This is a genomic window from Denitromonas halophila, from assembly GCF_007625155.1.
Taxonomy (GTDB): Bacteria; Pseudomonadota; Gammaproteobacteria; order Burkholderiales; family Rhodocyclaceae; genus Nitrogeniibacter; species Nitrogeniibacter halophilus.
This window is the reverse complement of sequence record NZ_VMNK01000006.1, coordinates 1-24,072: the sequence shown is the minus strand read 5'-3', so window position 1 is coordinate 24,072 and position 24,072 is coordinate 1. Positions and strand designations below refer to the sequence as shown.

Here is a 24,072-nt window from a genome sequence, read left to right as displayed (position 1 = left end):
AGCGTATTACGCGCCGTTAGCGGCGTAATGCCCCCATATTTCGGTGATTTGCTTGCGTTCACTGACAAAGGCCTGGACGCATTCTTTGTCCAGTTGCTTGCCCGCCATCGACTGGAGCAGCTCGAAAGCTTCGTCGAGCGACCAGCGCTGCTTGTAGGCACGCACATTGGTGAGCGCGTCAAAAATATCGGCCACCGTGATGATCCGCGTCTCCAGCGGGATCTGGTCGCCCGCGCGGCCCTCCGGGTAGCCGCTGCCGTCGATGTATTCGTGATGCCAGGCCACCACGGCCCGTAGCGCGTTGACGCGTGGATTGCCCTCTAGCCGGAAGTCTTCGACCAGTCGGTCGATCAGTGCCGCGCCATTGGTGACATGTGCTTTCATGCGCTCGCGCTCGGCGTCGTCAAATTTTCCGGGTTTGAGCAGGATTTCGTCCGGGATGCCGATCTTGCCGATGTCGTGCAGCGGCGCGTAAAGCGCGATCTCCTGGGCGAAGCCGTCGTCCAGTCCGTTGGCGCTGCCCATCACCTGGGCCAGCAGGCCGGCGTAGCCGCCGATGCGAAGTTGGTGCTGGCCGGTTTCGGTATCTCGCATCAGGGTGAAATCGCGCGCGAAACGCACGGCACCAAAGAGGCCGTGAATGGCGTCGATTTCGTGCACCAGCAAACTGGCCATCAAAGGGGCCCAGCTGGCCAGTTCGGTCAGTTTGGCTTCAGGCGTCTCGAAGCCCGCGCGCTGCATGATCATCAGCGCGCCAAGGCGTTCTGCGTTGCGTATCAGTGGCAGGCAGAGCAGGGGTTCGCAGGTGTCTTCGGCAACCCAGCGGACCAGCGGGTCGGTCATCGCCGGTGAGCGTACAACGGCATTGCGGCTCAGGCACTGGTGCAGCGTGGGGCTGTCGATGACATGCGAGAGCTCGTTCTCGCCCGGCGTTTTACGCCGGCCCATCGAGTCGACGCTGGCCGTAATGCGGGTTGCGTTGTCGCCCAGCCAGATCGCCGCCAGCCGGCACGGATGGGGCAGGCGCTCGACCAGTGTGCGCTGAAGTGGCGCGAGCAGATCGGGTAGCGCGTTCTGGACGAAGGCGTCAAGCAGCGTGCTATCGATGTGGTCGATGGGCGACAGGCGCCGTGAGTCCATGGTGGAGTGGGGTCCCGTACTGCGAATACGTCTTGTTGAGTTTGCAGTACGGTAGCACCAACGCGGGCTTCTGACCATGCGGTTGACCGCAATCAACGCGGGCGAATGGGGGGCGGGCAAGAATGGCCGAAGCCCGAAATTGGAGTCCCACCGATGTTCCGACTGTCGCAATACATGCATGAACTTGAGCACCCCACGCCCGTGGGGCCGCGTCGTGACCTGCCCGGTCCGGTGGTGATCTGGAACCTGATCCGGCGCTGCAACCTGACCTGCAAGCACTGCTACTCGATTTCCGCCGACACCAATTTTCCGGGTGAGCTCGATACCCAGGACGTCTTTTCGGTCATGGACAACCTCAAGGCCTACCGGGTGCCGGTGCTGATCCTGTCGGGCGGCGAGCCCTTGCTGCGACCCGATATTTTCGAGATCTCGCGCCGATCCAAGGCGATGGGTTTTTATACCGCGCTGTCATCGAACGGCACCTTGATTACGGATGAGAACATCGATCAGATCGCCGAGATCGATTACGACTACGTTGGCGTCAGCCTGGATGGCATCCGCGATACCCACGACGAATTCCGCCGCATGAAAGGCGCGTTTGAGGCGTCGCTGGCGGGTATCCGCCTGTGCCGCGATCGCGGTCTTAAAGTTGGCGTGCGCTTCACCATGACACAGGACAATGCGGCCGATCTGCCCGCCTTGCTGCAACTGGTGGCCGACGAGGGCATCGATCGATTCTATTTTTCCCATCTGAACTACGCGGGGCGCGGCAACAAGAACCGCAAGGATGACGCCCAGCACCAGCTCACCCGCTGGGCGATGGATCTGTTGTTCGAGACCTGTCTGGACGACGTCAAAACCGGCCGCGTGCGCGAGTTCACTACGGGCAACAACGATGCCGATGGCGTGTACTTTTACCAATGGGTGGCACGGCGCTTCCCCGACAAGGCCGAGCACATCCGCGCCAAGCTGGTGCAGTGGGGCGGCAATGCCAGCGGCGTCAATGTGGCCAACATCGACAACCTCGGCAATGTGCACCCCGATACCATGTGGTGGCACCACACCATTGGCAATGTGCGCAAGCGGCCGTTTTCGGAGATCTGGTCCGATACCTCCGACCCGCTCATGGCTGGCCTCAAGGCCCGCCCGCGACAGGTCAAGGGGCGTTGCGGCGCCTGTGCGCATTTCGATATCTGCGGCGGTAATACCCGCGTACGCGCTCAGCAAACGAGTGGCGATCCGTGGGAAGAGGATCCCGCCTGCTATCTGGACGATGCCGAAATCGGCCTGAGCCCGGATGATGCCGTTCGCCCGCGGCTGACCGTTACGCCCTTTGAGCGCCGTCGCGCCTGAGTTCGCCATGCATACATTGATTCACGTCATCATCCTGCTCGGGGTGTCGCTATTCGTCAGCCACGCATCGGCAGCGCCCGCCGATGCGACAGCCTTGTTTGCCCAGCATTGCGCCAGTTGTCATGGCGCGGACCGCCTCGGAGCAATGGGGCCGGCGCTGCTGCCGGACAACCTCTCTCGCCTGCGCAAGAAGGCTGCGCGCGAGGTGGTGGTCAATGGCCGCGCCGCGACGCAAATGCCGGCCTTTGGCGCGGCGCTCGACGATGCGCAGATCGACGCCTTGGTGGCCATGATCTACCAGCCGACCTTGACCCCGCCCAAGTGGGATGTCGAACAGATCGTGGCATCGCGTATCGTGCATGCGGATGTCGCCACATTGCCGGCCAAGGCGAAGTTCGACGCCGACCTGATGAATCTGTTCATCGTCGTTGAGGCGGGCGACCATCATGTGTCGATTCTCGATGGCGACAAGCTGGAGCGCATCCACCGCTTCCCCTCGCGTTTCGCCTTGCACGGCGGACCCAAGTTCAGCCCCGAGGGGCGGTTTGTGTATTTCGCCTCGCGTGACGGCTGGGTGTCGAAATACGACATCTGGAACCTGACGCTGGTGGCTGAGGTGCGCGCCGGGATCAATACGCGCAACCTCGCCGTATCGTCCGACGGCAAGGTGGTGGCGGTGGCCAACTATCTGCCGCATTCGCTGGTCTTGCTCGATAGCGATCTGAACATGATCAAGGTGATGGACGTGACCGACAAGGCGGGCAAGACGTCGTCCCGCGTGTCGGCCGTCTATGATGCGGCGCCGCGCAAGAGCTTTGTGGCCGCGCTCAAGGATGTGCCTGAGGTGTGGGAGATCAGCTACGACCCGACCGTCGAGGACATCCCCGTTGGGCTGATTCATGACTTCAAATACAAGGAAGGTGCTTTCCTGCGCGGCTACCTGAATCCGCGCCGCACACCGCTGGACGACATCCTGGATGACTTTTTCTTCACACAGGATTACTCCGAGTTGATTGGCGCCACCCGCGTGGGCAAAAAGGGGCAGGTTGTTCATCTCGACGTGCGCAAGAAAATTGCCGACCTGGATCTGGGTGGTATGCCGCATCTGGGCTCTGGCATTACCTGGGAGTGGCAGGGGCGCACAGTGATGGCCTCCCCCAACCTGGAGGACGGGAAGATCACGGTGATCGACGTGAAGGACTGGTCGGTGGTCAAGGAGATCAAGACGCTCGGCCCCGGCTTCTTCATGCGCAGTCACGAAAATTCGCGCTATGCCTGGACGGATTCGATGATGAGCCCGACCGCGCGTGACACCTTGCAGGTGATCGACAAGGAAACCCTTGAGGTGGTCGCACAGCTCAAGCCGGAACCCGGCAAGACGCTGGCGCATATCGAGTTCACCCGCGACGGGCGCTACGCGATTGCCAGTCTGTGGGAGGACGACGGCGCCTTGATCATCTATGACGCTGTCACGCTCAAGGAGGTCAAGCGGCTGCCGGCCCGTCGGCCAGTGGGAAAGTACAACCTCCACAACAAAATCACACGTTCGTCAGGGACAAGCCACTGAGCGAGGTGGCTTTCAAGTCTTTGTTATAAAAGGCTTTTGAGGTTTGCTGGCGGTCTTTGGTCCGCCGGCATTCTCGCATGGCGCTGTCTTGTGTGATGTGATTCACGCCTTGTTTATCCGGGCTCGGGTATTGTTCAGTCCGTATCAGGTTTCTTCCGCGCCTCGCCTCATGCGAGGGCAGGGTGGACCGGAGAGGACGAATCATGCTCAAAGTGTTCAGCCACTATTTTCCCGCGACGACCTTGTATCAAATCATCTTCGATGCATTCGTACTGTTTGCGGGCGTCGTTGTTGCCATTGTGTTGCAGCCTGATGTCGGCATCGAGTCGTGGCGTATGATTCTGCCGTCGGCGCTGCTCTTTGCGATCGCCATGATCGTGCTTAATACCATCACCGGTTTCTACCGGCCTGTCGCGGGTCGGCAGTTGAAGGATGTGTTGGCGCGCGTTCTGGTCGGCGTGATCGTCAGTATTCCTGTGGCCTATGGCGTGTTTCGCGTGTTGCCGTGGGGCGAATTCGCTTCCGAGGCCGCCGAAGTGTCTGTGATCCTCTTGCTGGGGTTGATCTTGGTGATGCGCGGGTTTGCCAATCGTGGGCGTCTTGGTGCTTTCATGTCGCGTCGGGTGTTGGTCCTGGGGACCGGAAGCGAGGCCGAGTCGGTCGAGCGGGTGCTGCGCGATCCGGCGTCCCGAGGGCTCAAATTCGTAGGTTTTTTGCCCACCGGTGATGATGATGATCGGGCGGTCGCGCCTGACCTGATTCTGAGCAATCGTGGCGCGGTGGTCGATGTGGTTGATCAGCTTGGGGTGAATGAGGTCATCGTTGCGGTGCGTGAGCGTCGTGGTGGCGTGCTGCCTCTGCGTGAGTTGCTCGACTGCAAGATGCGTGGCGTCAAGGTCTACGACTTGTCGACCTTCTATGAACGCGTGCGCGGTCAGGTGCGTATCGACGCGCTCAAAGCCAGCTGGCTGATTTTTGGTGACGGCTTTCGTCAGGGGTTTTTTCGCTCGCTGGTCAAGCGGTGCTTTGATCTGGCGGCATCCCTAGTGTTGTTGATTCTGGCTGTGCCGGTGATGCTGCTGACCGCCTTGCTTATTTTGCTTGAAGACGGCGGGCCGGTGTTCTATCGCCAGCTGCGCGTCGGGCAGAATGGCCGCCAGTTCAAGGTGATCAAGTTTCGCAGCATGGGCACCGACGCTGAAAAGGATGGCAAGCCGCGCTGGGCGCAGTCGAACGACAATCGGGTGACCCGCGTCGGCCGGCTGATTCGCAAGTTGCGTATCGATGAGTTGCCACAGTTGTTCAACGTTTTTCTGGGCGAAATGAGCCTGGTCGGACCCCGCCCAGAGCGGCCGTTCTTTGTCGATCAGCTCACCGCAGAGATCCCGTTTTACGCCGTGCGTCACTGCGTAAAGCCTGGCGTGACCGGATGGGCGCAGGTTCGCTACCAGTACGGCGCATCGGTGGATGATGCCGTGCAAAAACTTCAGTACGATCTGTATTACGTCAAAAACCACACCCTGTTGCTGGACATCGTTGTGCTGGCCGAAACGGTGCGCGTGGTGCTTACCGGCGAAGGTGCGCAGTAGGGCGCATCTGACTCTTCCGGCCGGATCTGTGGCCAAGGTGATTCGAGATGCTTGAACTGACGAGCGTGGCAGTCTGGGGTTATGCCCTCGCTGCGGCGGCGTTCGGGCTGTTCGGCGTGTATCTCGCGGCGGCCTGGCGTGGGCAGGGGGCAGGTGGCCGCTTGCTGCTGGCGGTCGGGGTCAGCGCGGCCTGGTGTGTTGCCAATGCCGCCATGATTTCCGGCCTCGCCTTTGCAGGAGCCGCCGCTGTGTTGCTGGCGGTGGCACGTGACGCCGCCTGGCTCGCGTTCGTGGTCGGGCTGATTCATCAGATCGATGGCAGTCGCCGCGCCTGGCCCGCGCGGGTGGCAATTGCCGTGATCGCGTTGCGTCTGCTGACAGCACTGATGACCGTGCTGGACCTGTCTTGGCCGATTGACCCTCAGCGCGCCCTGATTTTCCTCCACCTTGTCGCGGCGGTGTATGCGCTGGTGTTGGTTGAGCAGCTCTATCGCTTGTTGCCAGCGGCGTCGCGCTGGGGGCTCAAGCCATTTTGTCTGGCCATGGCGGCCTCGGCGGTTTTCGACCTCTACCTGTATGCCGATGCCTTCCTGTTCGGCGCCATTGATCGCGACATCTGGAGTATTCGCGGTCTGGCCCATGCGCTGGTCTTGCCGTTGATTGCCATTTCGGCGTCGCGGGTACCAGGTTGGGCGATCCGGCTGTCGGTGTCGCGGGAAATGGTGTTCCATTCGACGGCCCTGGCGGCGTCCGGCCTGTATCTGCTGCTGGTGGCCGCGGCGGGCTACTACGTACGCTATTTTGGCGGCGACTGGGGGCGGGCGCTTCAGGTCACACTGTTTTTTGCGGCTTTGCTGCTGTTGGGGGTCGTCGCCGTGTCGGGCACGCAGCGCGCCCGGCTGCGGGTCTGGCTCAACAAGCATTTGTTTCCCTACCGCTACGACTACCGGATTGAGTGGCTGAAATTCACCCGTGCGCTATCGACCCACGGGGACCACCAGGATCTTGGCCAGACGACGATTCGGGCATTGGCGGATCTGGTGGAGAGTTCGGGTGGCGGCTTGTGGCTTGACGACGGGCAGGGGCGGTTCGTGATGCGGGCCCGCCTCAATATGGCTGAGTCTTCGATTGAGGAGTCGGCCGACGGGCCGCTGTGCCGTTTTTTGGCCGACGAGGGCTGGGTCTTCAACCTCGAAGAGTATCGAATGCGTCCCAAGACCTACGGCGAGCTGACCCCGCCACGCTGGCTGTCAGAGCTGGATGACGGTTGGCTGGTGGTGCCGCTGACCGCGGGCGAAACATTGATCGGTTTTGTTGTGCTGCTGGCCCCGCGTACGCCCGTCGATATCAACTGGGAAGTGCTCGATTTGCTCAAGAGTGCCCAGCGTCAGGCGGCGAGCTATCTGGCCCGGATGCAGGCGGCCGAAGCCTTGATCGAAGCGCGTAAGTTCGATGCCTTCAATCGGATGTCGGCGTTTGTGGTGCATGATCTGAAAAACCTGGTCGCCCAGATGTCGTTGATGCTCAAGAACGCCGAGCGTCACAAGGACAACCCTGAATTTCAGGCTGACATGCTCGAAACCGTGGCGCATGTCGAGCAGAAGATGCGCGACCTGATGCAGCAACTCCAGAAAAAGACCGCAATCGAACGCGACCGGCAAGTGGATCTGGGGCAGCTGCTGGAGCGGATCCGGAAGCAGAGAGCGCATCTTCAGCCGGCCGTGTCGGTCCGTGTCGAAGCGCCCGCCATTCAGGTGCGCGCGAATGCCGAACGACTTGAGCGTGTCGTGGGGCATATCGTGCAAAATGCCCTCGACGCGACCGGTGACGATGGTATGGTAACGGCATGTCTTCGTCGTCTCGACGAGACCCAGGCACTGATCGAGGTCAGAGATACCGGATGCGGCATGTCGCCTGAGTTCATGCGCGACCAACTGTTCCGGCCATTCCAGACCACCAAGGCGAGCGGCATGGGCATCGGCGTTTTCGAGGCGCGACAATACGTGCGAGAGCTGGGCGGCGACATCCGTGTTGAAAGTACGCCCGGTGTTGGCACCACGATGCAACTCACACTCCCGACACAGCCGCGGCCAGATGCCGACGCTGTGGCGCTTGCTCATTCAGACTCAGAACCATGACCGAGAAACAACGCACCCTGATGGTGGTTGAAGACGACCCGGCGCTGCAAAAGCAGATGCGCTGGGCGTTTGGCGACTATGAAACCGTTCTGGCCAGTGACCGTGAAAGTGCCCTGGCGCAGTTGCGGCGGCATGAGCCGCCTGTCGTGACCATGGACCTGGGATTGCCGCCGGATCCGGACGGTGTGAGTGAGGGGTTTCAGTTGCTGCAGGAAATGCTGACCTTGGCGCCGGACACCAAAGTCGTTGTGCTCACCGGGCAGCATGACCGCGAAAATGCGGTCCGCGCAATTGGCATGGGCGCCTACGATTTTTTTGCCAAACCGTTTGAGCCGGAGTTTCTAACGCTGACGATCGATCGGGCTTTCCGGCTTTACGATCTGCAGCGGGAGAATGTTCGCCTGCAAGAAGAATTGGGCTCGGCATTGAGCGGCATGCTCACACGCGACCCCGGTATGCTGAAAGTTTGCCGTACCGTCGAAAAGGTGGCGTCGGCCAACAACGTGACAGTCGCCTTGTTCGGTGAAAGTGGCACCGGCAAGGAAGTCATTGCCCGGGGCTTGCATGCCTTGTCGTCGCGCGCCAAGCAGCGTTTCGTTGCCATCAATTGCGCTGCGATTCCGGATGCCTTGCTTGAAGCCGAGTTGTTTGGCCACGAGAAAGGCGCCTTCACGGGGGCGATCAAGCAAACGCAGGGCAAGATCGAAACGGCCGACAAGGGGACGCTGTTCCTGGACGAAATCGGCGATCTGCCGATGCCATTGCAGGCAAAGTTGTTGCGTTTCTTGCAGGAGCGCGTCATCGAGCGCATTGGCGGGCGTAGCGAAATTCCGGTCGATGTGCGTGTTGTGTGTGCGACGCACCAGGACCTCAAACGCTTGATCGAAGCGGGCCGGTTCCGCGAGGATCTCTATTATCGACTGGCCGAGATCGTGATCGAAATTCCGCCGCTGCGTGATCGTCCGGGCGATGCGAGCTTGCTGGCGCATGCGTTTGTCCAGCGCTTTGCCGAAGAAAACGGTCGGGGCAGCATGCGTCTGACCGATGACGCGATCGCAGCGATTGAAGCGCAACCGTGGCCGGGTAATGTGCGCGAACTGGAAAACTGCGTGAAGCGGGCCGTGATCATGGCGGACGGCAATCGTGTGGCCGCCGATGATCTGGGGCTGGAGGCCGTCGAAGATGACCTGGATGTGCTGAATTTGCGCCAGGTGCGCGAAGCGGCCGAGCGTTCGGCGGTCACCAAGGTGTTGTCGCGCGTCAATGGAAATATTGCACGTGCAGCAGAGGTGCTCGGCGTCAGCCGGCCGACGCTGTACGACCTGATGAACCGATACGGAATCAAGAAGGAGGCCTGATCGTGCCTTTAGCGCTTACCCAGTCTCGCCGTGTCCGACCCAGCCGGTTGATGACCTTGCTGTTGACCGCTGCCTTGTTGGCCGGGTGCGGAAGCAATCCTGATGAAATGGTCGCTTCGGCGCGTGCCTACCTGGAGAAAAACGATGCCAGCGCGGCCGTCATCCAGCTCAAGAATGCCTTGCAGGAAAAGCCGGATTTTCCCGAGGCGCGCTATTTGCTGGGTAAGGTCTACTACGCGCAGGACGACATGGCCGGGGCGGTCAAGGAACTCCAGCTTGCCCTCCGCCTGGGCTACGACGAATCACAGGTGACGCCCATGCTGGCGCGGGCGCTGGTGCGCCAGGGGCAGCGTGAGGAGGTGATTCGAACCTACACCGGCACGGCGCTGAAAGATCCCAAGGCGCTGTCGGATCTGCTGACGGTCTTGGGGGATGCGCGGATTGGCGTCAACCGCGACGAGGCCGCACGCGACTATACCGAAGCGCTGAAGGCCAATCCGGATAACGCGCTGGCCAGCGTCGGCCTGGTCCGGGTGCTCGCCTTGGACGCCAAGTATGACGAGGCGCTCAAGGCCATCGAAGCCGTGCTGGCCAAAGCGCCGGATGTGCCCGAGGCGCATGCGACACAGGCCGAGATTCTGTTTGCGCGCCGGCAACTCGATGAGGGTCTGGCAGCACTGAAAAAGGCCATCGCGCTCAAGCCTAAAGACGCCAACTATCGCTTCGCCCTGGTGAACACGCTGCTCCAGACGCAGCGCGTTGATGAGGGCAAGACGCAACTGGGCGAGATGAAGACGGCCATCGGTGCGTCACCGGTGGTGACCTACCTGCAGGCCTATGTCGATTTTCTTGAAGACCGCCTTCCCGCGGCTCGGGACGGCATTCAGGAGGTGATCAAGTTGGCACCGGAGTATCTGCCGGGCCGCCTGCTCGCGGGCTCCATCTTCTACCGCCTGGACGACCAGTTGCAGGCACAGGTCAACCTCAATAAGGTGCTAGAGGCCAACCACGCCAACCCGGTCGCCCGGCGTCTGCTGGTGATGTCCTATCTGGCACAGCGCGATGGCACGCGGGCCATTGAAGCCTTGCAGCCCTTGCTTGAGTCACACGGAAATGTTTCTGAAGTGTTGACCCTGGCCGGGCAGGCCTACCTGCTCGCCGGCGATTTCGAGCGCTCATCCGCTTATTTCGCCAAACAGGTGGACAAACAACCGGATGACGCCCGCGCACGCACCCGGCTCGGGATCAGCCGCCTTGCGGGCGGCGAAGTGCAGGAAGGCTTGAAGGACCTGGGCAAGGCCAGCGACCTGGACAGCACCGGCGGGTATGCCGACTTCGCACGCGTCACCGCGCTTTTGCGTGAGCGCAAGTTCGACGAGGCCTTGAGTGCGCAGGTAACGCTTGAAAAGAAGATGCCGGACAATCCGTTGGCAAAGAATTTGCGCGGCGGCATTTTGCTGGGCAAGGGCGATCTGCCCGGCGCGCGCAAGGCGTTTGAAGAAGCGCTCGCGATTCAGCCGGACTTCTTGCCAGCCGCCACCAATTTGGCACGGCTCGATTTCCGAGACGGCAAGATCGATGCCGCCCGTGCCATTTACAAGCGGATTATCGAAAAGTCACCCACACGCGCTGATGTTTACCTCGCGTCGGCTGAGTTGGAGAAGGCCGCCGGCGGCAGCTTCGAGACCATTGAAGCGCTGCTGCGCAAAGCCGTGAGCAATGCGCCAACCTTGTTGGTACCCAAACTGCAACTCGCCGACTTTCTGCTGCGCAGTCAGCGCAAGACAGAAGCGCTGGTTGTTGCGCGTGAAGCCGCGGCGCTTTCGCCTGAACACCCAACGGTGCTCAAGCTGCTCGGACATGCCCAGATCGCCAATGGCGACGTCCAGCAGGCGGTGTCAGCATTCCAGAAGCGCGCGTCGCTCGAGCCGGAAAATGCCGAGGCGTTCATGGATCTCGGGCGCGCGCAGTTCATGAACCAGGACCCCAAGAGTGCTGAAGCGAACTTGCGGCGCTCACTGGCCATGCGCCAGGATTTGTACGAAGTGCAGCGCGTCCTGATTTCCATCCTGATTGACGACAAGCGCTTCGACGAGGCGCTGAGCATGTCGCGCGATCTTCAGAAGCAACTGCCGGAGTCGGGCCTGGGGTACATTTTCGAGGGCGATGTCCACGTCTCCAGGAATGACTGGAAGGCGTCTCTGCCGTTGTTCCGCAAGGCGCATGCGCTGACGCCCAATTCGCAGACGGCCGTCAAGTTGCACGCTGCATTGGCGCGCACAGAGAACGGCAAAGAGGCGGACAAGCTGGCCGATAGCTGGCTCAAGGCGAATCCCAACGATACGCCGATGACCGCGTATGTTGCCGAGTATGACCTGACGCAAGGGCGCTTGGTAACGGCCTACGCGCTATACAAAAAACTCAACGAGATGGCGCCAGACAAGCCCCTGGTGCTGAACAATCTGGCGTGGATTGCGAGTCAGAACAAAGACCCGAAAGCGATGGAGTTCGGCCGACGCGCACTTGAGTTGGCACCGGAGAGTCCTGCGATTCTGGACACCGTCGGGATGATTGAAGTTGAGAGCGGCAGCGTCGAGGCCGGCGTCAAGAAGCTTGAGAAGGCCAGCAAGCTCGCGCCGAAGGCGGCGATGATTTCCTTGAATCTCGCCAAAGCGTATATCAAGGCGGGGCGCAAGGAAGATGCGCGTACCGTGTTGAACGCATTGACGGGGGAGTACCCGGTCGGAAACCGCTTCTACGAAGAAGCCAACACGCTCCGCAAGACGCTTTGAGCCATAATTTACTATCTGTTTCAGAAGGAAACTATTCGTGACCACCGTTGCCGTGATTGGGCTGGGCTATGTCGGATTGCCGCTGGCCGTTGAGTTTGGCAAGAAGTTCAAAACGCTGGGTTTTGACCTGTCCAAGGAAAAAGTCGCGGCGTATCGCGACTTCCGGGATCCGACCGGAGAAGTCAGCACCGAGGATCTGCGTGCCGCCAGCCAGTTGAGCTGCCATTCCGATCCCTCCGTGATCGCTGAGGCCGATTTTATCGTCGTGGCCGTGCCGACCCCGGTCGACGCAGCGCGCCAGCCGGATCTCTCACCGCTCGAAAAGTCATCGGCGTCGGTGGGCAAATACCTCAAGAAGGGCGCGATCGTCGTGTACGAAAGCACGGTCTATCCGGGCGCCACCGAAGAGGTCTGCATTCCCATTCTCGAGCAGACCTCGGGGCTCAAGTGGAAGCAGGACTTCTTCGTCGGCTACTCGCCGGAGCGGATCAACCCGGGTGACAAGGAGCGCACGGTCACCAAGATCGTCAAGGTGGTATCGGGTGACACGCCCGAGACGCTCGAAAAGGTGAAGGAAATTTACGGCGCGGTGATTACCGCCGGCGTCTATCCGGCCGCGACCATCAAGGTGGCCGAGGCCGCCAAGGTCATCGAGAATACCCAACGCGACCTGAACATTGCCCTGATCAATGAGCTGGCGGTGATTTTCCATGAAGTCGGTATCGACACGCTGGACGTGCTTGAAGCGGCTGGCACCAAGTGGAACTTCCTGCCTTTCCGTCCCGGTCTGGTGGGTGGTCACTGCATTGGCGTCGATCCCTACTACCTGACCCACAAGGCGGAAATGCTCGGTCTGCACCCCGAGGTGATCCGGGCCGGACGGCGCATTAACGACGGTATGGGCAAGTATGTGGCCGAGCAGACCGTCAAACAGATGATTCAGGCGGGCCATTCGATCAAGGGCTGCAAGGTGATCGTGCTGGGTCTTACCTTCAAGGAAAACTGCCCCGATCTGCGCAACAGCAAGGTTATCGACGTCATCCGCGAGTTGCAGAGTTTTGGCTGCGATGTGGTGGTGCACGATCCGGTGGCCGAGGCGGCCGAAGCCATGCACGAATACGGCGTCAAACTGGTCGACTGGGCTGATCTGCCGCGTGCGCAGGCCATGGTGGCGACGGTCTCGCACCGGGAGTACTCGGAGATGCCGCTGTCGACGTTGACCGGCGTGCTTGAAGACAAGGGCGTGTTCATCGACGTTAAGTCGGCCTTCGACCGCAAGGCGCTGGCGGATGCCGGCCTGCGCGTCTGGCGCCTCTGAGGCATGTGGCGATGTGGCGCGCCATCGTCCTGTGTGGTTCCCTGTTATCGCTGACCAGCGCGGTGCAGGCGGCCACGGGCGAGCAGCCACTGTCGCCGGCGCAGCTGGCGGCACTGAGCCAGCATGCCGGCTATCTCCACGAGGCCGGCCTGGCGTTTGAGCATGGCGAAGGCGTGCCGCGAGAGCCCGAGCGTGCGGCAGCGTGTTATTGCGAGTCTGCCCGGCAGGGCAACGCGGAGGGTATGTACGCCCTGGGCTGGATGTATGCCAACGGTCGAGGCGTGCCGCGCGACGACGCCTACGCCGGGACGCTGTTCGCCATGGCGTCGATGCTCTCGCACCCCCAGGCTGAGCGCATGATGCGCTATACCGGCCCCTATACGGGAGCGGTGCCGTCGTGTTTGCTGGCGCCCGCTTGGGAGCAAGACGAAGGTTTGGTGGGCCGTTTAATGGCCCGCCTGCCCGCCGATCGCCACGCCATCATTTTGCAGGTCGCGCGTACCGCGCCGGAGTTCGGCGTGGATGCCCGCTTTGCGCTGGCCATTGCGTCGACCGAGTCGGCGTTCAATCCATTGGCCTTGTCACCGCGCAATGCCATGGGCGTGATGCAGCTGATCCCCGATACGGCGGCGCGTTTCAATGTGCGCAACGCCTATGATCCGGCGCAGAACATCCGCGGCGGGCTGGCCTATCTGCGTTGGCTGCTGGCCTATTTTCGGGGCGAGGTGCGCTTGGTCGCCGCCGCCTACAACGCAGGTGAGGGCGCCGTCGAGCGCTATCAAGGCGTACCGCCGTTCCCTGAGACGCAGGCTTACGTGACTCGAATTCAAGCCTATTTCAGCGAACAGACGCACCCATACGACGCGAGTGTGGTTGAATCGTCTGCGGTCATGGCGCCCTTGTTCATGGCTGATCGATAAGGGAGCACGCCCATGAGCCGTTGGCTCTGTTTTGCCGTTTCGGCACTGATGATGCTTGCAAGCGTCTCCGTACAGGCCGATTTGCCGGCGACCGTCTCGCGCGTCAAGCCATCGATCGTGGCTGTTGGCACGTATGAACCGACCCGCAGTCCGGCCTTCCGTTTTTTGGGTACGGGTTTTGTCGTCGGCGACGGACTGACCGTGGCCACCAATGCGCATGTATTGCCCGCAAGTGTTGACGCCAACCGGCGAGAGACCCTGGCTATTGCGATTCCGTTGGGCGACAAGGTGAATGTGCGCTCGGCCGAAAAGCTACGCTCCGATCCGTCGCATGATCTGGCCACGTTGCGGATTGTTGGTCCGGCTTTGCCGGTGCTGGTGCTGTCGTCGGGTGAGGCCGAAGAGGGGCAGTCGGTGGCGTTTACCGGCTTTCCGATTGGCAGCGCCCTGGGGCTCAAGCCGGCCACGCACCGTGGCATCGTGTCGGCGATTACGCCGATCAGCATACCGCGGGGCAATGCTCGCGAACTCAACGCACGGCAGATCCGCAGCCTGGGGAGTGATCCATTTTCGGTCTATCAACTGGATGCGACGGCGTACCCGGGGAACAGCGGCAGCCCCTTGTTCGACCCCGTGTCGGGCGCGGTGCTGGGTGTGCTCAACATGGTTTTCGTGAAGGACACCAAGGAAAACGTGTTGAGCAAGCCGTCCGGGATCAGCTATGCGATCCCGGTCCGGTATCTGAATGACCTGCTTTACTGAGTCTGCTGAGGCCGCTGGTGCTTATCGGCGGTAGTAGCCCACCGCCACCAGCGTATCGCCCACTGTCTTGAAATAGGTGTGCTTGGTTTCCACCTTGCCACTGACCGGATTGCGCCAGGCGTATTCCGTTTCGCCGTCCTGCGCCTTTCTGGCGATCTCGGCCATCCGACGCACGATGTGGTGCCCGTCCGGGCCGATCAGTTCATAGCTGTTGGTGCCCACCAGCGAGGGTGTGGCGCCATGGGCGAGAAAGATGCCGTCGGCCAGGCGCACCACAAAGACATACAGATCGTCGCGGATGAAGGGGCCGTTCAGACGCTGGAAGTGTTCCAGCGCGGCCGCCGGATTGGCGGCCATGGCGGTCACCGCGTCGCGCAGGAGTACTTTGGCCTGCATGGCGGTGGCGCGCGGTGGATAGTAGCCCGCGGCGACGATGACATCGCCAACCGCCCGGAACACCGCCACCTTGGGTTCGCCTCGGGCATCGGCCGGATTGAACCAGCGGTATTCCACCCGGCCTGCGCCAAAAGCCTTGGCCTGTTCGATGATTTCGCGAAAGAAGGGTTTGCCGTTCAGGTCGACCTCGTTCAGCACATTCTGCCCCACCAGGGCCGCCGAGCCGCCGCCGCTGGCCAGGAAGCTGCCGTCGGTTTTCAGCGCATAGGCGTAGAGATCACGGTCGATGAATGCCGGCCCGTGGTTGAAGGCGGCCGTGCCGGCTTCGCCGGTGGCTTCGATATGGGCGACGGCGCGGTCGAGGAGCGCCATGGCGCGTCGTTCGACGCTGGTGCCGTGCAGAGCCTCGCGTGGCGGCGTGTCGGCCATTGCCGCGGAGGCGCCCAGCGCGAGTGCGCAGCTAATGGCTATCAGCGCTGAATGAAGAGACTGGCGCACGATTGAGAGCATGGTGTTTCTCCCTGAGCGTGCGCTCGCGGGCCGTGCCGGAGCGCACTGAAGTAAGTTGCGCGTCACCGCCGGGGTGTGGGTCAGACCCGGCGGCGATGCGCTCATCAATAGCCCAGCAGGCTCGGTAGCCAGAGGGACAGTTGCGGTACGTAGGCGATGAGGAAAATGGCGATCACCGACACGAAGACGAAGGGGTGAATGCGGGAGACGATCTCCTCGATGCTGGATCCGCCGATGCCGGAGGCGACAAACAGGTTCTCCCCCAGTGGCGGCGTCATGAAGCCGACCGACAGCGTGCAGATAACGACGATGCCCACGTGTGTCGGATCGACGCCGATGGTGTACATCACCGGCAGCAGCACCGGCACCAGGATCATGATGGCGGCCAGGGTTTCCATGAACATGCCGACGAACATCAGGAAGACGATGATCATGGCCCAGATCAGGTAGAGGTTGTCGGTGAAGCTGAGCATGGACTCGGCGATGATCGCCGGAATGCGTTGCTCGACCAGCAACCGGCCGAAGACGGTGGCGGTGAACAGGATCAGCAGCACGCGGCCGGTAATCCAGGTGGTGGTCCGTAGCGAGTTGAGCAGCGCCGGGAATTTCAGCTCCCGGTGCAGGGCGATGCCCACGAACAGCGTATAGAAAATGGCGACGATGGCCGACTCGGTCGGCGTGAACATGCCGGTGTAGATGCCGCCCAGAATGATGATCGGCGCCAGGATGGACCAGAAGCCCTTGCGCAGCGATGTGCGCACATCGCCAAAGGACCACTTGTCCGTCAGCCCGACATAGCCGTGCTTTTTCGATGTGAAGTAGTTGATGATCAGCAGGCTGCCGGCCATGACGATGCCCGGAATCACGCCCGCAATGAATAGCTTCGGGATCGAGATCGAGGCGAATTCGCCATGCTTGGCAATGGCTTCGGGCGGGGGGGCGAGGCCGAGCGCGGCGATGCCGAAGATCACCATCGGGATGGAGGGCGGAATGATGATGCCCAAACCGCCGGACGCCGCGGTGACCGCAGAGGCGTACGGACGGGCGTAGCCACGCTTGGTCATCGCCGGGATCATCAACATGCCGACCGCAGCGGTGGTGGCAGGTCCCGAGCCCGAGATGGCGCCGAAGAACAGACAGGCCATCACGGTGGCGGCGCCCAGGCCACCGGTGATCGGGCCGGCCAGGGTTTCGGCGATGTCGACCAGGCGTTTCGAAATGCCGGCCGCTTCCATCAGTGCGCCGGCCAGCACGAAGGCCGGCAGGGCCATCAGCGGAAAGCTGCCGACCGAGGTGAAGGCGATCTGCACGAAGGCGATCGGGTTCTTTTCCACCACCATGAAGGTGGCCAGCGCTGCGCCGCCGAGGGCAATGGTGATCGGCGCGCCCAGCAGCATCAGGAAGAAGAAGCTGCCGAACAGGATCTCTACGATATAGGCTTCCATGACTGTCTCTCTGCGGTGGGCCGCTTTATTGTTGTGCTGTGGCGCTGTGCTTGAGCTTCTCGATCTCTTCGGTCTCCGGATCCACCAGGTTCACGCCCTTGACCAGGGTGAGGTAGTTGTTCCAGAGAATGCGGATCGACATCAGCGTGAAAGCGATCGGCAGGATCATGTAGAAGTACTTCATCGGCAGCCCGAGGGTCTGCGACTTCCAGAACAGGTTCATCTTCTTGAACACGAAGATGTAGCTCAGGTAGACGAAGTACAGGTTGAAGCACACCCACAGCAGATCGGCCAGGGCCATGCAGACCTTGCGTACGATGGGTGGGGTGTAGTTGAACTGGAAGGTCACCCGGTTGTGGGCCGACATCTTGGCCGCCACGGTGGCGCCCAGATAGGCGAACCAGACAAACATGTAGGTGGCCAGCTCTTCGCCCCAGGGCAGGGAGTACTGGAAAAACTGACGCAACAGAATCTGGACGAACAACAGCACCACGAAGCAGGCCAGCAGGGCTTCTGCCAGATACTCCTCGATGTTGCCTAGCAGATTGAGGATGAATTTCTTGATGGACATGGCAGGCTCCACGGTGTCGTGAATACGCGAATGCGTCGATCAATCCGTTTCGGTGGCGCCGCCGGCGGGATGGCCTCCGGCGGGCAACCGGGCCGGGGCGGACGCCCCGGCGATCGATGCTTATCGGCCGAGGCTCTTCAGCGCCTGGTCGAGTTTTGCCTTGCCACCGATGCTCTCATAGAACTTCGGCCACACGGCCTTGGTGGCCTTTTCGATGAACTCTTTCTCGCCATCGGCCGCGTCGCTGATCTGCATGCCCTTGGCGGCCAGCTCCTTCTTGATCTTGTCTTCGGTCTCAAGGAGGTACTTGTAGCTGTGCTCGGTCGCTTCCATGCCGGCTTCGAGAATGGCTTTCTGCACGTCAGGCTTCTGCTCCTGGAACACCGATTCGCTCACGATCAGCGGCTCGAGCGAGAACAGGTAGCGCACGTTGGTGATGTATTTCTGTACCTCGTTGAACTTCATCGCCGAGACGGTGATGTAGGGGTTGTCCTGCCCGTCGACCACGCCTTGTTGCAGGGCGGTAAAGGTTTCGGACCAGGCCATCGGCGTCGGGTTGATGCCCCAGGACTGATAGGTGGCGATCATGATCTCGTTCTTCGGAACGCGAATAACCATGCCTTTCAGGTCGGCCAGGGTGGTCACCGGACGCTTGGAGTTGGTCAGCACGCGGAAGCCCGAGTAAGCCCAACCGACGATACGCACACCGGCGTCACGAATGGTGTTCTCGGTCAGCTCCTTGCCCAGGGGGCCCAGGGTCAGTTTCTTCGCGTCTTCTGCGCTCTGGATTACATAGGGCAGGGTCAGCACGCCAACGGAGGGCGAGAACGGGGTGACGTTGTTGATGGCCAGCACCGAGAAGTCCAGCGTGCCGAGTGCGGCGTTGTTGACGGTGTTCTGCTCGTCACCCAACTGGCCGTTGGGGAACAGATCCACGGTGTGCTTGCCGGCGGCCTTCTGTTCGAACAGGGTCTTGAAGGTCTGGCCCAGTTCCCACTGCGTGCCGCCGGCAGCGTCGCCGAGCGCCATCTTGAATTTTGCGGCCATCACGCCCGGTGCGGCGGCCAGCAGGCCGGCGGTGATCAGGGGCAGCAATACGGTTTTCTTGATGTTCATGTTTGTCTCCTGCAAGGGTCTGAGTATTGTCTGTTGCGTTGTGTTTGTGTTGCTTCGCTACGGGGTCTGAATGCCTTTTCCGCTGCGGTGGCCGCGCGGTGTAGATCGTCGGTGTTGCCAGGATCTCCGTGTGAGTGAGCGCAGTGCGGTTTACGGGCGCTCGTCGTTGTAGGCGTACCAGCGGTACAAAAAGCGCTGGCCAAAGCGACGGAAGGGGGCAAAGGCCTGCGATTCAACCATCTCGCGTACGTTTGGGAAGGGCAGTCGCGAGGTGAAGATCGGCAGCGTCAGTTCTTGTCCCTTGCCGGCGATCCACTGCGCCAGGCGCTTGCCGGCCTGGGCCGAATACATCACGCCGTTGCCGCCATAGCCGAGGGCGTAGTAGATCGTCTCCTTCGGGTCGGGCTGATGGATGCGCGGCATCATGTCGTGGCTCACATCCACCCAGCCCCACCATGAGTAGTCGACCTGGATGCCCTTGAGCGCGGGAAACTTGCGCTCCATGTCGGCAATCAGGCGCAGCTCATACTGCTTCTGCGGCGCATCGATACCGGTGATGGCGCTGCGGCTGCCGATCTGCAGGCGGTTGTCCGGCATCAGGCGGTAGTAGTGCCGCAGCACGCGGGTGTCGGTGATCACCTGGGTGGTGCGCAGCCCGCAGGCTTCGATCTCGGCTGCCGTCAGCGGCCGGGTCACGATCGAATTCGAGAGGATCGGCAGTAACCGGTTCTTCAGTTCGCGGTGCAGCTGGTTCGAGGTATAGCCCCCGGTACATACACCTACGGCACGGGCGCGGACGATGCCGCCCGGCGTTTTCAGGTAATGCACACCGTTGCGGGTCTCCCAGCCTTGTACCGGACTGGCGGGGTGCACCGTGGCGCCGAGCGCACGGGCTTTCTTGAGATAGCCGAAAGCCAGCTTGCCCGCGTGGATGCCGATGCCTTCGGGCTCGTGCATGGCGCCGCAGGCCTCGGTGTCGCCAATCCATTCGTTCTTGACCGTGGCGGCGTCAAAGATGCGCGCATCGTACTTGAAAGTCTCGCGCAGCAGCTTCGCTTCTTTTTCAAGAATCGGCATGATGCGCGGGCGGTGAGCGATGTACAGGTGACCGCCGGGTTGCGGATCGCAGTCGATATCGGCGATCAGGCCTTTGAAGGTCTCCATGCCATCGACGCATTCGCGGTGCAGGGCCAGCGCGCCTTCCATTCCGTAGCGGGTGATCCATTGCGAACGCTTGAGGCGCCCCGAGGCGCACTGCGCCTGACCGCCATTGCGCGTGCTGCAACCCCAGGCGGAGCGGTTGGCTTCGAGCACGGTGGCCTTGATGCCGTATTCCTGCGCCAGATGGATGGCGGTGGTCAGGCCGGTGAAGCCGGAGCCGATGATCGCCACATCGACGTCGATGTCATGCGTGATCGGGCCATCATCGGCCGGCGGCTCGCCTGCGGTACCGATCCAGTAGGTCGGCGCATAGTCAGTGCCCTGGCCCGGGGTCGGGCTGACCAGCGGATCGTAGGCCGGATCGTAGGGGCGGGACGGCGCGGTGGCGTTGCCGGCGGCAGCGTCGCGCAATACAGCGTTGGCATCCATGATGGTGTCCTTGGCGGTGCGTCGGGGGCGAGGCTTAGCGGCTGGCCGTGGCGACCGGCGGACGATCCTTGCGGAAGGCGTTCTTTACCGCAATCTTGCCGTCGCGGAAGGTGAACACATCCACCATGCGCGCCTCGATGCGGGTACCGTCAGCCTTGGTGCCGCAGAAGGTCGATTCGGACACGCCGCGGTCGCCCGCCACGAAATGGTCGCCATTGAGCCAGGCGGCGTCGGGGAAGGTCTGCCACGCCAGCTCGAAGCCCTGACGGACAGCGTCGCGGCCGACAAAGCTGCGGCCGAGTTCATCGGGGCCGGCGGTGGCGTGGAAGGCGCAATCGTCGGCCATGAAAGTCATCAGGGCGTCGAGGTCGTGACGGTTCCAGGCCTCGGCAAAGGCGGCGAGAAATTCGGCGGTGGGTTGGGTTGTGTTCGACATCTGAATCTCCTTGGGCTGCGACGATGGCCGGGCGCTTCTGTGGGGGCGCTCTGGCGACATCGCCGGAATGTTGTGGAGTTCAGACTACGGGGCGCTGGCCCAAACGCTTAGAGCCAGTTGGATGGAATCGTTTGGTCCAGCGCGATGCGCCGACATGGCCAGAGGTGTTGCCGTCCGGCCGATCAGGCTCGCTGAGGGCGAGGCGATGACGGCAGAGATGCGTCGTAATGCATTGATGAAAAACGCGAAAAATATGCGTTGCATCAGCCTTTTTCGCGTGGTGCCAAGGCGCGAAGCGCCTGGCCCAACAAGGCAATGCCAGGCGCCACCTGTTCATCGTCGATCGACGAGAAACCCAGCCGGAAGTAGTTGGTCGGCGGCGTGTCCTGGTTGAAAAACACACTGCCCGGCTCGATCAGCACACCGAGTTCGGCGGCAGCACGGGCGAGTTCGGCCGCGTCCAGCCAGCCGGGGCCGCGTACCCAGCACGAGGCGCCGCCCGACACCGGCGTGGCCTGCACTTCGGGCAGGTGTTCTTTCAGTGCCTCGAGCAGGCGTTGGGCGCGCTGGCGGTAGGCCGCCGAGAGCCGGCGCAGCAGCGCGTCGTGATGGCCCAGCGATAGAAACAGCGCAAAGGCGCGCTGCATATAGACGGTGGGATGGCGCAGGTTGAGCCGGCGGATGCCGCGCAACTCGGTGATCAGCTCCGCCGGGCCGACCACATAGCCCAGGCGCAGACCCGGCGCGATGCTCTTGGACAGGCTGCCGACGTAGATCACCCGGTCGCTGCGGTCCAGGCTCTTGAGTGTGGGCAGCGGGTCGCCGTGCAGCCGGTTTTCGCTTTCGTAGTCATCCTCGATCAGGATGAAGTCGGCCTTCTCGGCCATTTCCAGCAAGGCATGGCGGCGCTCGATCGGCATGGTGACCGTGGTCGGGCACTGGTGGCTGGGCGTCACGTAAATGTAGTCGCAGGTATAGAGCGTGTCGCTCACCTGCAGGCCGCCGTCGTCGACCGGCAGATTGACGATCCGCTGGCTGCGGCTGCTGAAGATGTTGCGCGCGTCCGGGTAGCCCGGCGACTCGAGGCCCACCGGGGTGTCGCTGCTGACCAGCAGGTCGGCCAGCAGATACAGCGCCTGCTGTGCGCCGACGGTGATGATGATTTCGTCGTTGGTGGCCCACACGCCGCGACGTGGTAGTACGCGGGTGCGGATCTGTTCGACCAGCGAGGCGTCGTCGCGGAAGATCATGTCCTGCGCCCACTCGTTGATTTCGAGCACGCTCAGGGTCTTCATGCAGCATTCGCGCCAGTCGGCGATGGGGAAGAGCGAGCTGTCGAACTGGCCGTACAGAAAGGGGTAGGGGAAGCGCTGCCAGTCAGCACGCTTCTGGATGTTGCGCTGTTCGGTGGGTCGGAAACGGAAGCGGCGCGACCACTCCGGCGGCGCCAGCGGCGCCTCGCGCGGGCCAGCGGTGCGCTCGACCCGGCCGGCCAGGATGTTGGTGTTGATGAAGTAGCCCTTGCGCTCGCGCGAGACCAGGTAGCCTTCGTCGACCAGTTGCTGGTAAGCGATGACCACGGTGTTGCGCGCCACGCCGAGTTGCGCCGCCATCTCGCGACTGGACGGAATCGGCGCGTCAACGGGGTGCTGTTCGTCGAGAATGACCGACACCAGCATCTGGCGAATCTGCCCCTGCAGGCTGAGGCCGGTGTTGGCCCAGCGCTGGAAGAACTGATGCCATTGCGTGGTGTGCGGCTTCAAGGACATGGCATTGACTCGCGTTGGCGGTTCCGTGTGAGCAGGCTCCGAGAGTAATGCTTTGCGCTGCGCTCGCAAACTGCTGTGTCTCGGCGCAGCGCGGTGCTCAGGTCATCAGACCGGCCATCGGCGACGAGGGCGAGGCGGCAAAGCGCCTGGGCATGCGCCCGGCCAGATAGGCGTTGCGCCCGGCACGTACTGCGTCGCGCATCGCCAGCGCCATGCGGATCGGGTCGCGTGCCTTGGCGATGGCGGTGTTCATGAGCACGCCGTCGCAGCCCAGCTCCATGGCAATCGCGGCATCCGAGGCGGTGCCGACGCCGGCGTCGACAATCACCGGCACCTGGGTCTGCTCGATGATCAGCGACAGGTTCCACGGGTTGAGAATGCCCATGCCCGAGCCGATGAGCGAGGCCAGCGGCATGATCGCCACGCAGCCCATGTCTTCGAGCATCTTGGCCTGGATGGGGTCGTCGCTGCAGTAGACCATCACGTCGAAACCGTCCTTGATCAGCGTTTCCGCCGCCTTCAGGGTTTCGGGCATGTTGGGGAACAGCGTCTTCTCGTCGCCGAGCACTTCGAGCTTGCACAGCGAATGGCCGCCCAGCATCTCGCGCGCCATCTGCAAGGTATAGACCGCGTCGGCCGCGTTATAGCAGCCGCCGGTGTTGGGCAGGATGGTGAATTCGCCCGGCGGCACGAAGTCGAGCAGGTTGGGCTCGTCCTGATGCTGGCCGATGTTCACCCGGCGCACCGTCACGGTGACGATGCCGGTGCCGCTGGCCACGACCGCGTCGCGGGTTTCCTGGAAGTCCTTGTACTTGCCGGTGCCGACCAGCAGCTTGGAGTTGTAGGTTTTGCCAGCAACGGTCAGCTGGTGATCAGTGTCAGCGCCCGCGGGCAGATCGTTCAGGTTCATGCTGGTGTCTCCGGTTCAGCCGCCGCCAATGGCGTGGACGATTTCGATACGGTCGGCCGCTTCGATGCGGCGTTGCGGCCAATCGCCGCGCTTGATCACCTCGCGGTTGATCGAGATGGCCAGGCTCTTTCCGGCCAGCCCGAGTTTGGCCACGAGGTCGGCCAGGGTGTATGTGGCATCGGCCGGATGCGGCCGACCGTTGAGTTCGATCTGGATCGTGTTCATGTCACTGCTTCCGGTAGATTTCAGCGCCCTGCTTCACAAACTCCACCGCCTTCACCTCCATCCCCTGCTTGAGCGCAGCCTGCTCGTCAATACCCTGCTGCGCAGCGTAATCGCGCACATCCTGGGTGATCTTCATCGAGCAGAAATGCGGCCCGCACATGGAGCAG

19 protein-coding genes are annotated in these 24,072 nt (G+C 62.1%); 9 read left to right on the top strand and 10 right to left on the bottom strand.

The features are described from left to right. Positions 1 to 6: 6 nt before the first annotated feature. Positions 7 to 1,140, bottom strand: coding sequence for an HD-GYP domain-containing protein (locus FHP91_RS07075; RefSeq protein ID WP_186301473.1), 1,134 nt, complete (start codon positions 1,138 to 1,140; stop codon positions 7 to 9). A 153-nt stretch (positions 1,141 to 1,293) separates the two neighbouring features. Here FHP91_RS07075 and nirJ point away from each other — a divergent pair, with 153 nt between their 5' ends. From nirJ to FHP91_RS07030, 9 genes are all read left to right on the top strand, one after another. Further along, positions 1,294 to 2,493: a heme d1 biosynthesis radical SAM protein NirJ gene (nirJ, locus tag FHP91_RS07070; protein ID WP_144308920.1), complete on the top strand. Its 1,200-nt coding sequence runs from the start codon at positions 1,294 to 1,296 to the stop codon at positions 2,491 to 2,493. 7 nt (positions 2,494 to 2,500) lie between these two features. Then, positions 2,501 to 4,060 (top strand): nitrite reductase, encoded by a 1,560-nt coding sequence (locus FHP91_RS07065; protein ID WP_144308919.1) that lies wholly within the window; start codon positions 2,501 to 2,503, stop codon positions 4,058 to 4,060. A 203-nt stretch (positions 4,061 to 4,263) separates the two neighbouring features. After that, the gene (locus FHP91_RS07060; protein WP_144308918.1) at positions 4,264 to 5,649 is read left to right on the top strand and encodes a TIGR03013 family XrtA/PEP-CTERM system glycosyltransferase; all 1,386 of its coding nucleotides are present in this window, start codon (positions 4,264 to 4,266) and stop codon (positions 5,647 to 5,649) included. 47 nt (positions 5,650 to 5,696) lie between these two features. Next, complete coding sequence (gene prsK / locus FHP91_RS07055) at positions 5,697 to 7,787, top strand: XrtA/PEP-CTERM system histidine kinase PrsK (protein ID WP_246116246.1); 2,091 nt, start codon at positions 5,697 to 5,699, stop codon at positions 7,785 to 7,787. Further along, positions 7,784 to 9,145 (top strand): PEP-CTERM-box response regulator transcription factor, encoded by a 1,362-nt coding sequence (gene prsR, locus FHP91_RS07050; protein WP_186301472.1) that lies wholly within the window; start codon positions 7,784 to 7,786, stop codon positions 9,143 to 9,145. Before prsK ends, prsR begins: the two co-directional genes overlap by 4 nt. Before the next feature lie 2 nt (positions 9,146 to 9,147). Continuing rightward, complete coding sequence (gene prsT, locus FHP91_RS07045; RefSeq protein ID WP_144308917.1) at positions 9,148 to 11,937, top strand: XrtA/PEP-CTERM system TPR-repeat protein PrsT; 2,790 nt, start codon at positions 9,148 to 9,150, stop codon at positions 11,935 to 11,937. Positions 11,938 to 11,974: 37 nt separating this feature from the next. Then, complete coding sequence (locus tag FHP91_RS07040) at positions 11,975 to 13,255, top strand: nucleotide sugar dehydrogenase (protein ID WP_144308916.1); 1,281 nt, start codon at positions 11,975 to 11,977, stop codon at positions 13,253 to 13,255. A gap of 11 nt (positions 13,256 to 13,266) precedes the next feature. Further along, positions 13,267 to 14,175 carry a transglycosylase SLT domain-containing protein gene (locus tag FHP91_RS07035; RefSeq protein ID WP_144308915.1) on the top strand — a complete coding sequence of 303 codons (909 nt, stop codon included), beginning with the start codon at positions 13,267 to 13,269 and terminating at the stop codon, positions 14,173 to 14,175. 12 nt (positions 14,176 to 14,187) lie between these two features. Beyond that, on the top strand, positions 14,188 to 14,937 hold the full coding sequence (locus FHP91_RS07030; RefSeq protein WP_144308914.1) for a S1 family peptidase: 750 nt from the start codon (positions 14,188 to 14,190) through the stop codon (positions 14,935 to 14,937). 21 nt (positions 14,938 to 14,958) lie between these two features. Here FHP91_RS07030 and FHP91_RS07025 read toward each other — a convergent pair whose 3' ends face one another. The 9 genes from FHP91_RS07025 to thiS form a co-directional block, all read right to left on the bottom strand. Beyond that, positions 14,959 to 15,843: a cache domain-containing protein gene (locus tag FHP91_RS07025; protein ID WP_246116245.1), complete on the bottom strand. Its 885-nt coding sequence runs from the start codon at positions 15,841 to 15,843 to the stop codon at positions 14,959 to 14,961. A gap of 104 nt (positions 15,844 to 15,947) precedes the next feature. After that, positions 15,948 to 17,288, bottom strand: a complete 1,341-nt coding sequence (locus FHP91_RS07020; RefSeq protein WP_144308913.1) for a TRAP transporter large permease — start codon at positions 17,286 to 17,288, stop codon at positions 15,948 to 15,950. A 25-nt stretch (positions 17,289 to 17,313) separates the two neighbouring features. After that, positions 17,314 to 17,859, bottom strand: a complete 546-nt coding sequence (locus FHP91_RS07015; protein ID WP_144308912.1) for a TRAP transporter small permease — start codon at positions 17,857 to 17,859, stop codon at positions 17,314 to 17,316. A gap of 120 nt (positions 17,860 to 17,979) precedes the next feature. Next, positions 17,980 to 18,975, bottom strand: coding sequence for a TRAP transporter substrate-binding protein (locus FHP91_RS07010; RefSeq protein WP_144308911.1), 996 nt, complete (start codon positions 18,973 to 18,975; stop codon positions 17,980 to 17,982). Between the two features lie 150 nt (positions 18,976 to 19,125). Then, positions 19,126 to 20,565 carry an NAD(P)/FAD-dependent oxidoreductase gene (locus tag FHP91_RS07005; protein WP_144308910.1) on the bottom strand — a complete coding sequence of 480 codons (1,440 nt, stop codon included), beginning with the start codon at positions 20,563 to 20,565 and terminating at the stop codon, positions 19,126 to 19,128. A gap of 34 nt (positions 20,566 to 20,599) precedes the next feature. After that, positions 20,600 to 21,001 carry a nuclear transport factor 2 family protein gene (locus tag FHP91_RS07000; RefSeq protein WP_144308909.1) on the bottom strand — a complete coding sequence of 134 codons (402 nt, stop codon included), beginning with the start codon at positions 20,999 to 21,001 and terminating at the stop codon, positions 20,600 to 20,602. A gap of 263 nt (positions 21,002 to 21,264) precedes the next feature. After that, positions 21,265 to 22,770 (bottom strand): MocR-like pyridoxine biosynthesis transcription factor PdxR, encoded by a 1,506-nt coding sequence (gene pdxR / locus FHP91_RS06995; RefSeq protein WP_144308908.1) that lies wholly within the window; start codon positions 22,768 to 22,770, stop codon positions 21,265 to 21,267. 97 nt (positions 22,771 to 22,867) lie between these two features. After that, positions 22,868 to 23,680, bottom strand: a complete 813-nt coding sequence (locus FHP91_RS06990) for a thiazole synthase (RefSeq protein ID WP_144308907.1) — start codon at positions 23,678 to 23,680, stop codon at positions 22,868 to 22,870. A gap of 15 nt (positions 23,681 to 23,695) precedes the next feature. Next, positions 23,696 to 23,905 (bottom strand): sulfur carrier protein ThiS, encoded by a 210-nt coding sequence (gene thiS / locus FHP91_RS06985; protein ID WP_222105133.1) that lies wholly within the window; start codon positions 23,903 to 23,905, stop codon positions 23,696 to 23,698. Positions 23,906 to 24,072: the final 167 nt, after the last annotated feature.

Excerpts from the sequence above, each read along its gene's own strand:
- FHP91_RS07075 (WP_186301473.1), bottom strand. The coding sequence starts at position 1,140 with ATGGACTCACGGCGCCTGTCGCCCATCGACCACATCGATAGCACGCTG.
- nirJ (WP_144308920.1), top strand. The coding sequence starts at position 1,294 with ATGTTCCGACTGTCGCAATACATGCATGAACTTGAGCACCCCACGCCC.
- FHP91_RS07065 (WP_144308919.1), top strand. The coding sequence starts at position 2,501 with ATGCATACATTGATTCACGTCATCATCCTGCTCGGGGTGTCGCTATTC.
- FHP91_RS07060 (WP_144308918.1), top strand. The coding sequence starts at position 4,264 with ATGCTCAAAGTGTTCAGCCACTATTTTCCCGCGACGACCTTGTATCAA.
- prsK (WP_246116246.1), top strand. The coding sequence starts at position 5,697 with ATGCTTGAACTGACGAGCGTGGCAGTCTGGGGTTATGCCCTCGCTGCG.
- prsR (WP_186301472.1), top strand. The coding sequence starts at position 7,784 with ATGACCGAGAAACAACGCACCCTGATGGTGGTTGAAGACGACCCGGCG.
- FHP91_RS07035 (WP_144308915.1), top strand. The coding sequence starts at position 13,267 with ATGTGGCGCGCCATCGTCCTGTGTGGTTCCCTGTTATCGCTGACCAGC.
- FHP91_RS07030 (WP_144308914.1), top strand. The coding sequence starts at position 14,188 with ATGAGCCGTTGGCTCTGTTTTGCCGTTTCGGCACTGATGATGCTTGCA.
- FHP91_RS07025 (WP_246116245.1), bottom strand. The coding sequence starts at position 15,843 with ATGCTCTCAATCGTGCGCCAGTCTCTTCATTCAGCGCTGATAGCCATT.
- FHP91_RS07020 (WP_144308913.1), bottom strand. The coding sequence starts at position 17,288 with ATGGAAGCCTATATCGTAGAGATCCTGTTCGGCAGCTTCTTCTTCCTG.
- FHP91_RS07015 (WP_144308912.1), bottom strand. The coding sequence starts at position 17,859 with ATGTCCATCAAGAAATTCATCCTCAATCTGCTAGGCAACATCGAGGAG.
- FHP91_RS07010 (WP_144308911.1), bottom strand. The coding sequence starts at position 18,975 with ATGAACATCAAGAAAACCGTATTGCTGCCCCTGATCACCGCCGGCCTG.
- FHP91_RS07005 (WP_144308910.1), bottom strand. The coding sequence starts at position 20,565 with ATGGATGCCAACGCTGTATTGCGCGACGCTGCCGCCGGCAACGCCACC.
- FHP91_RS07000 (WP_144308909.1), bottom strand. The coding sequence starts at position 21,001 with ATGTCGAACACAACCCAACCCACCGCCGAATTTCTCGCCGCCTTTGCC.
- pdxR (WP_144308908.1), bottom strand. The coding sequence starts at position 22,770 with ATGTCCTTGAAGCCGCACACCACGCAATGGCATCAGTTCTTCCAGCGC.
- FHP91_RS06990 (WP_144308907.1), bottom strand. The coding sequence starts at position 23,680 with ATGAACCTGAACGATCTGCCCGCGGGCGCTGACACTGATCACCAGCTG.
- thiS (WP_222105133.1), bottom strand. The coding sequence starts at position 23,905 with ATGAACACGATCCAGATCGAACTCAACGGTCGGCCGCATCCGGCCGAT.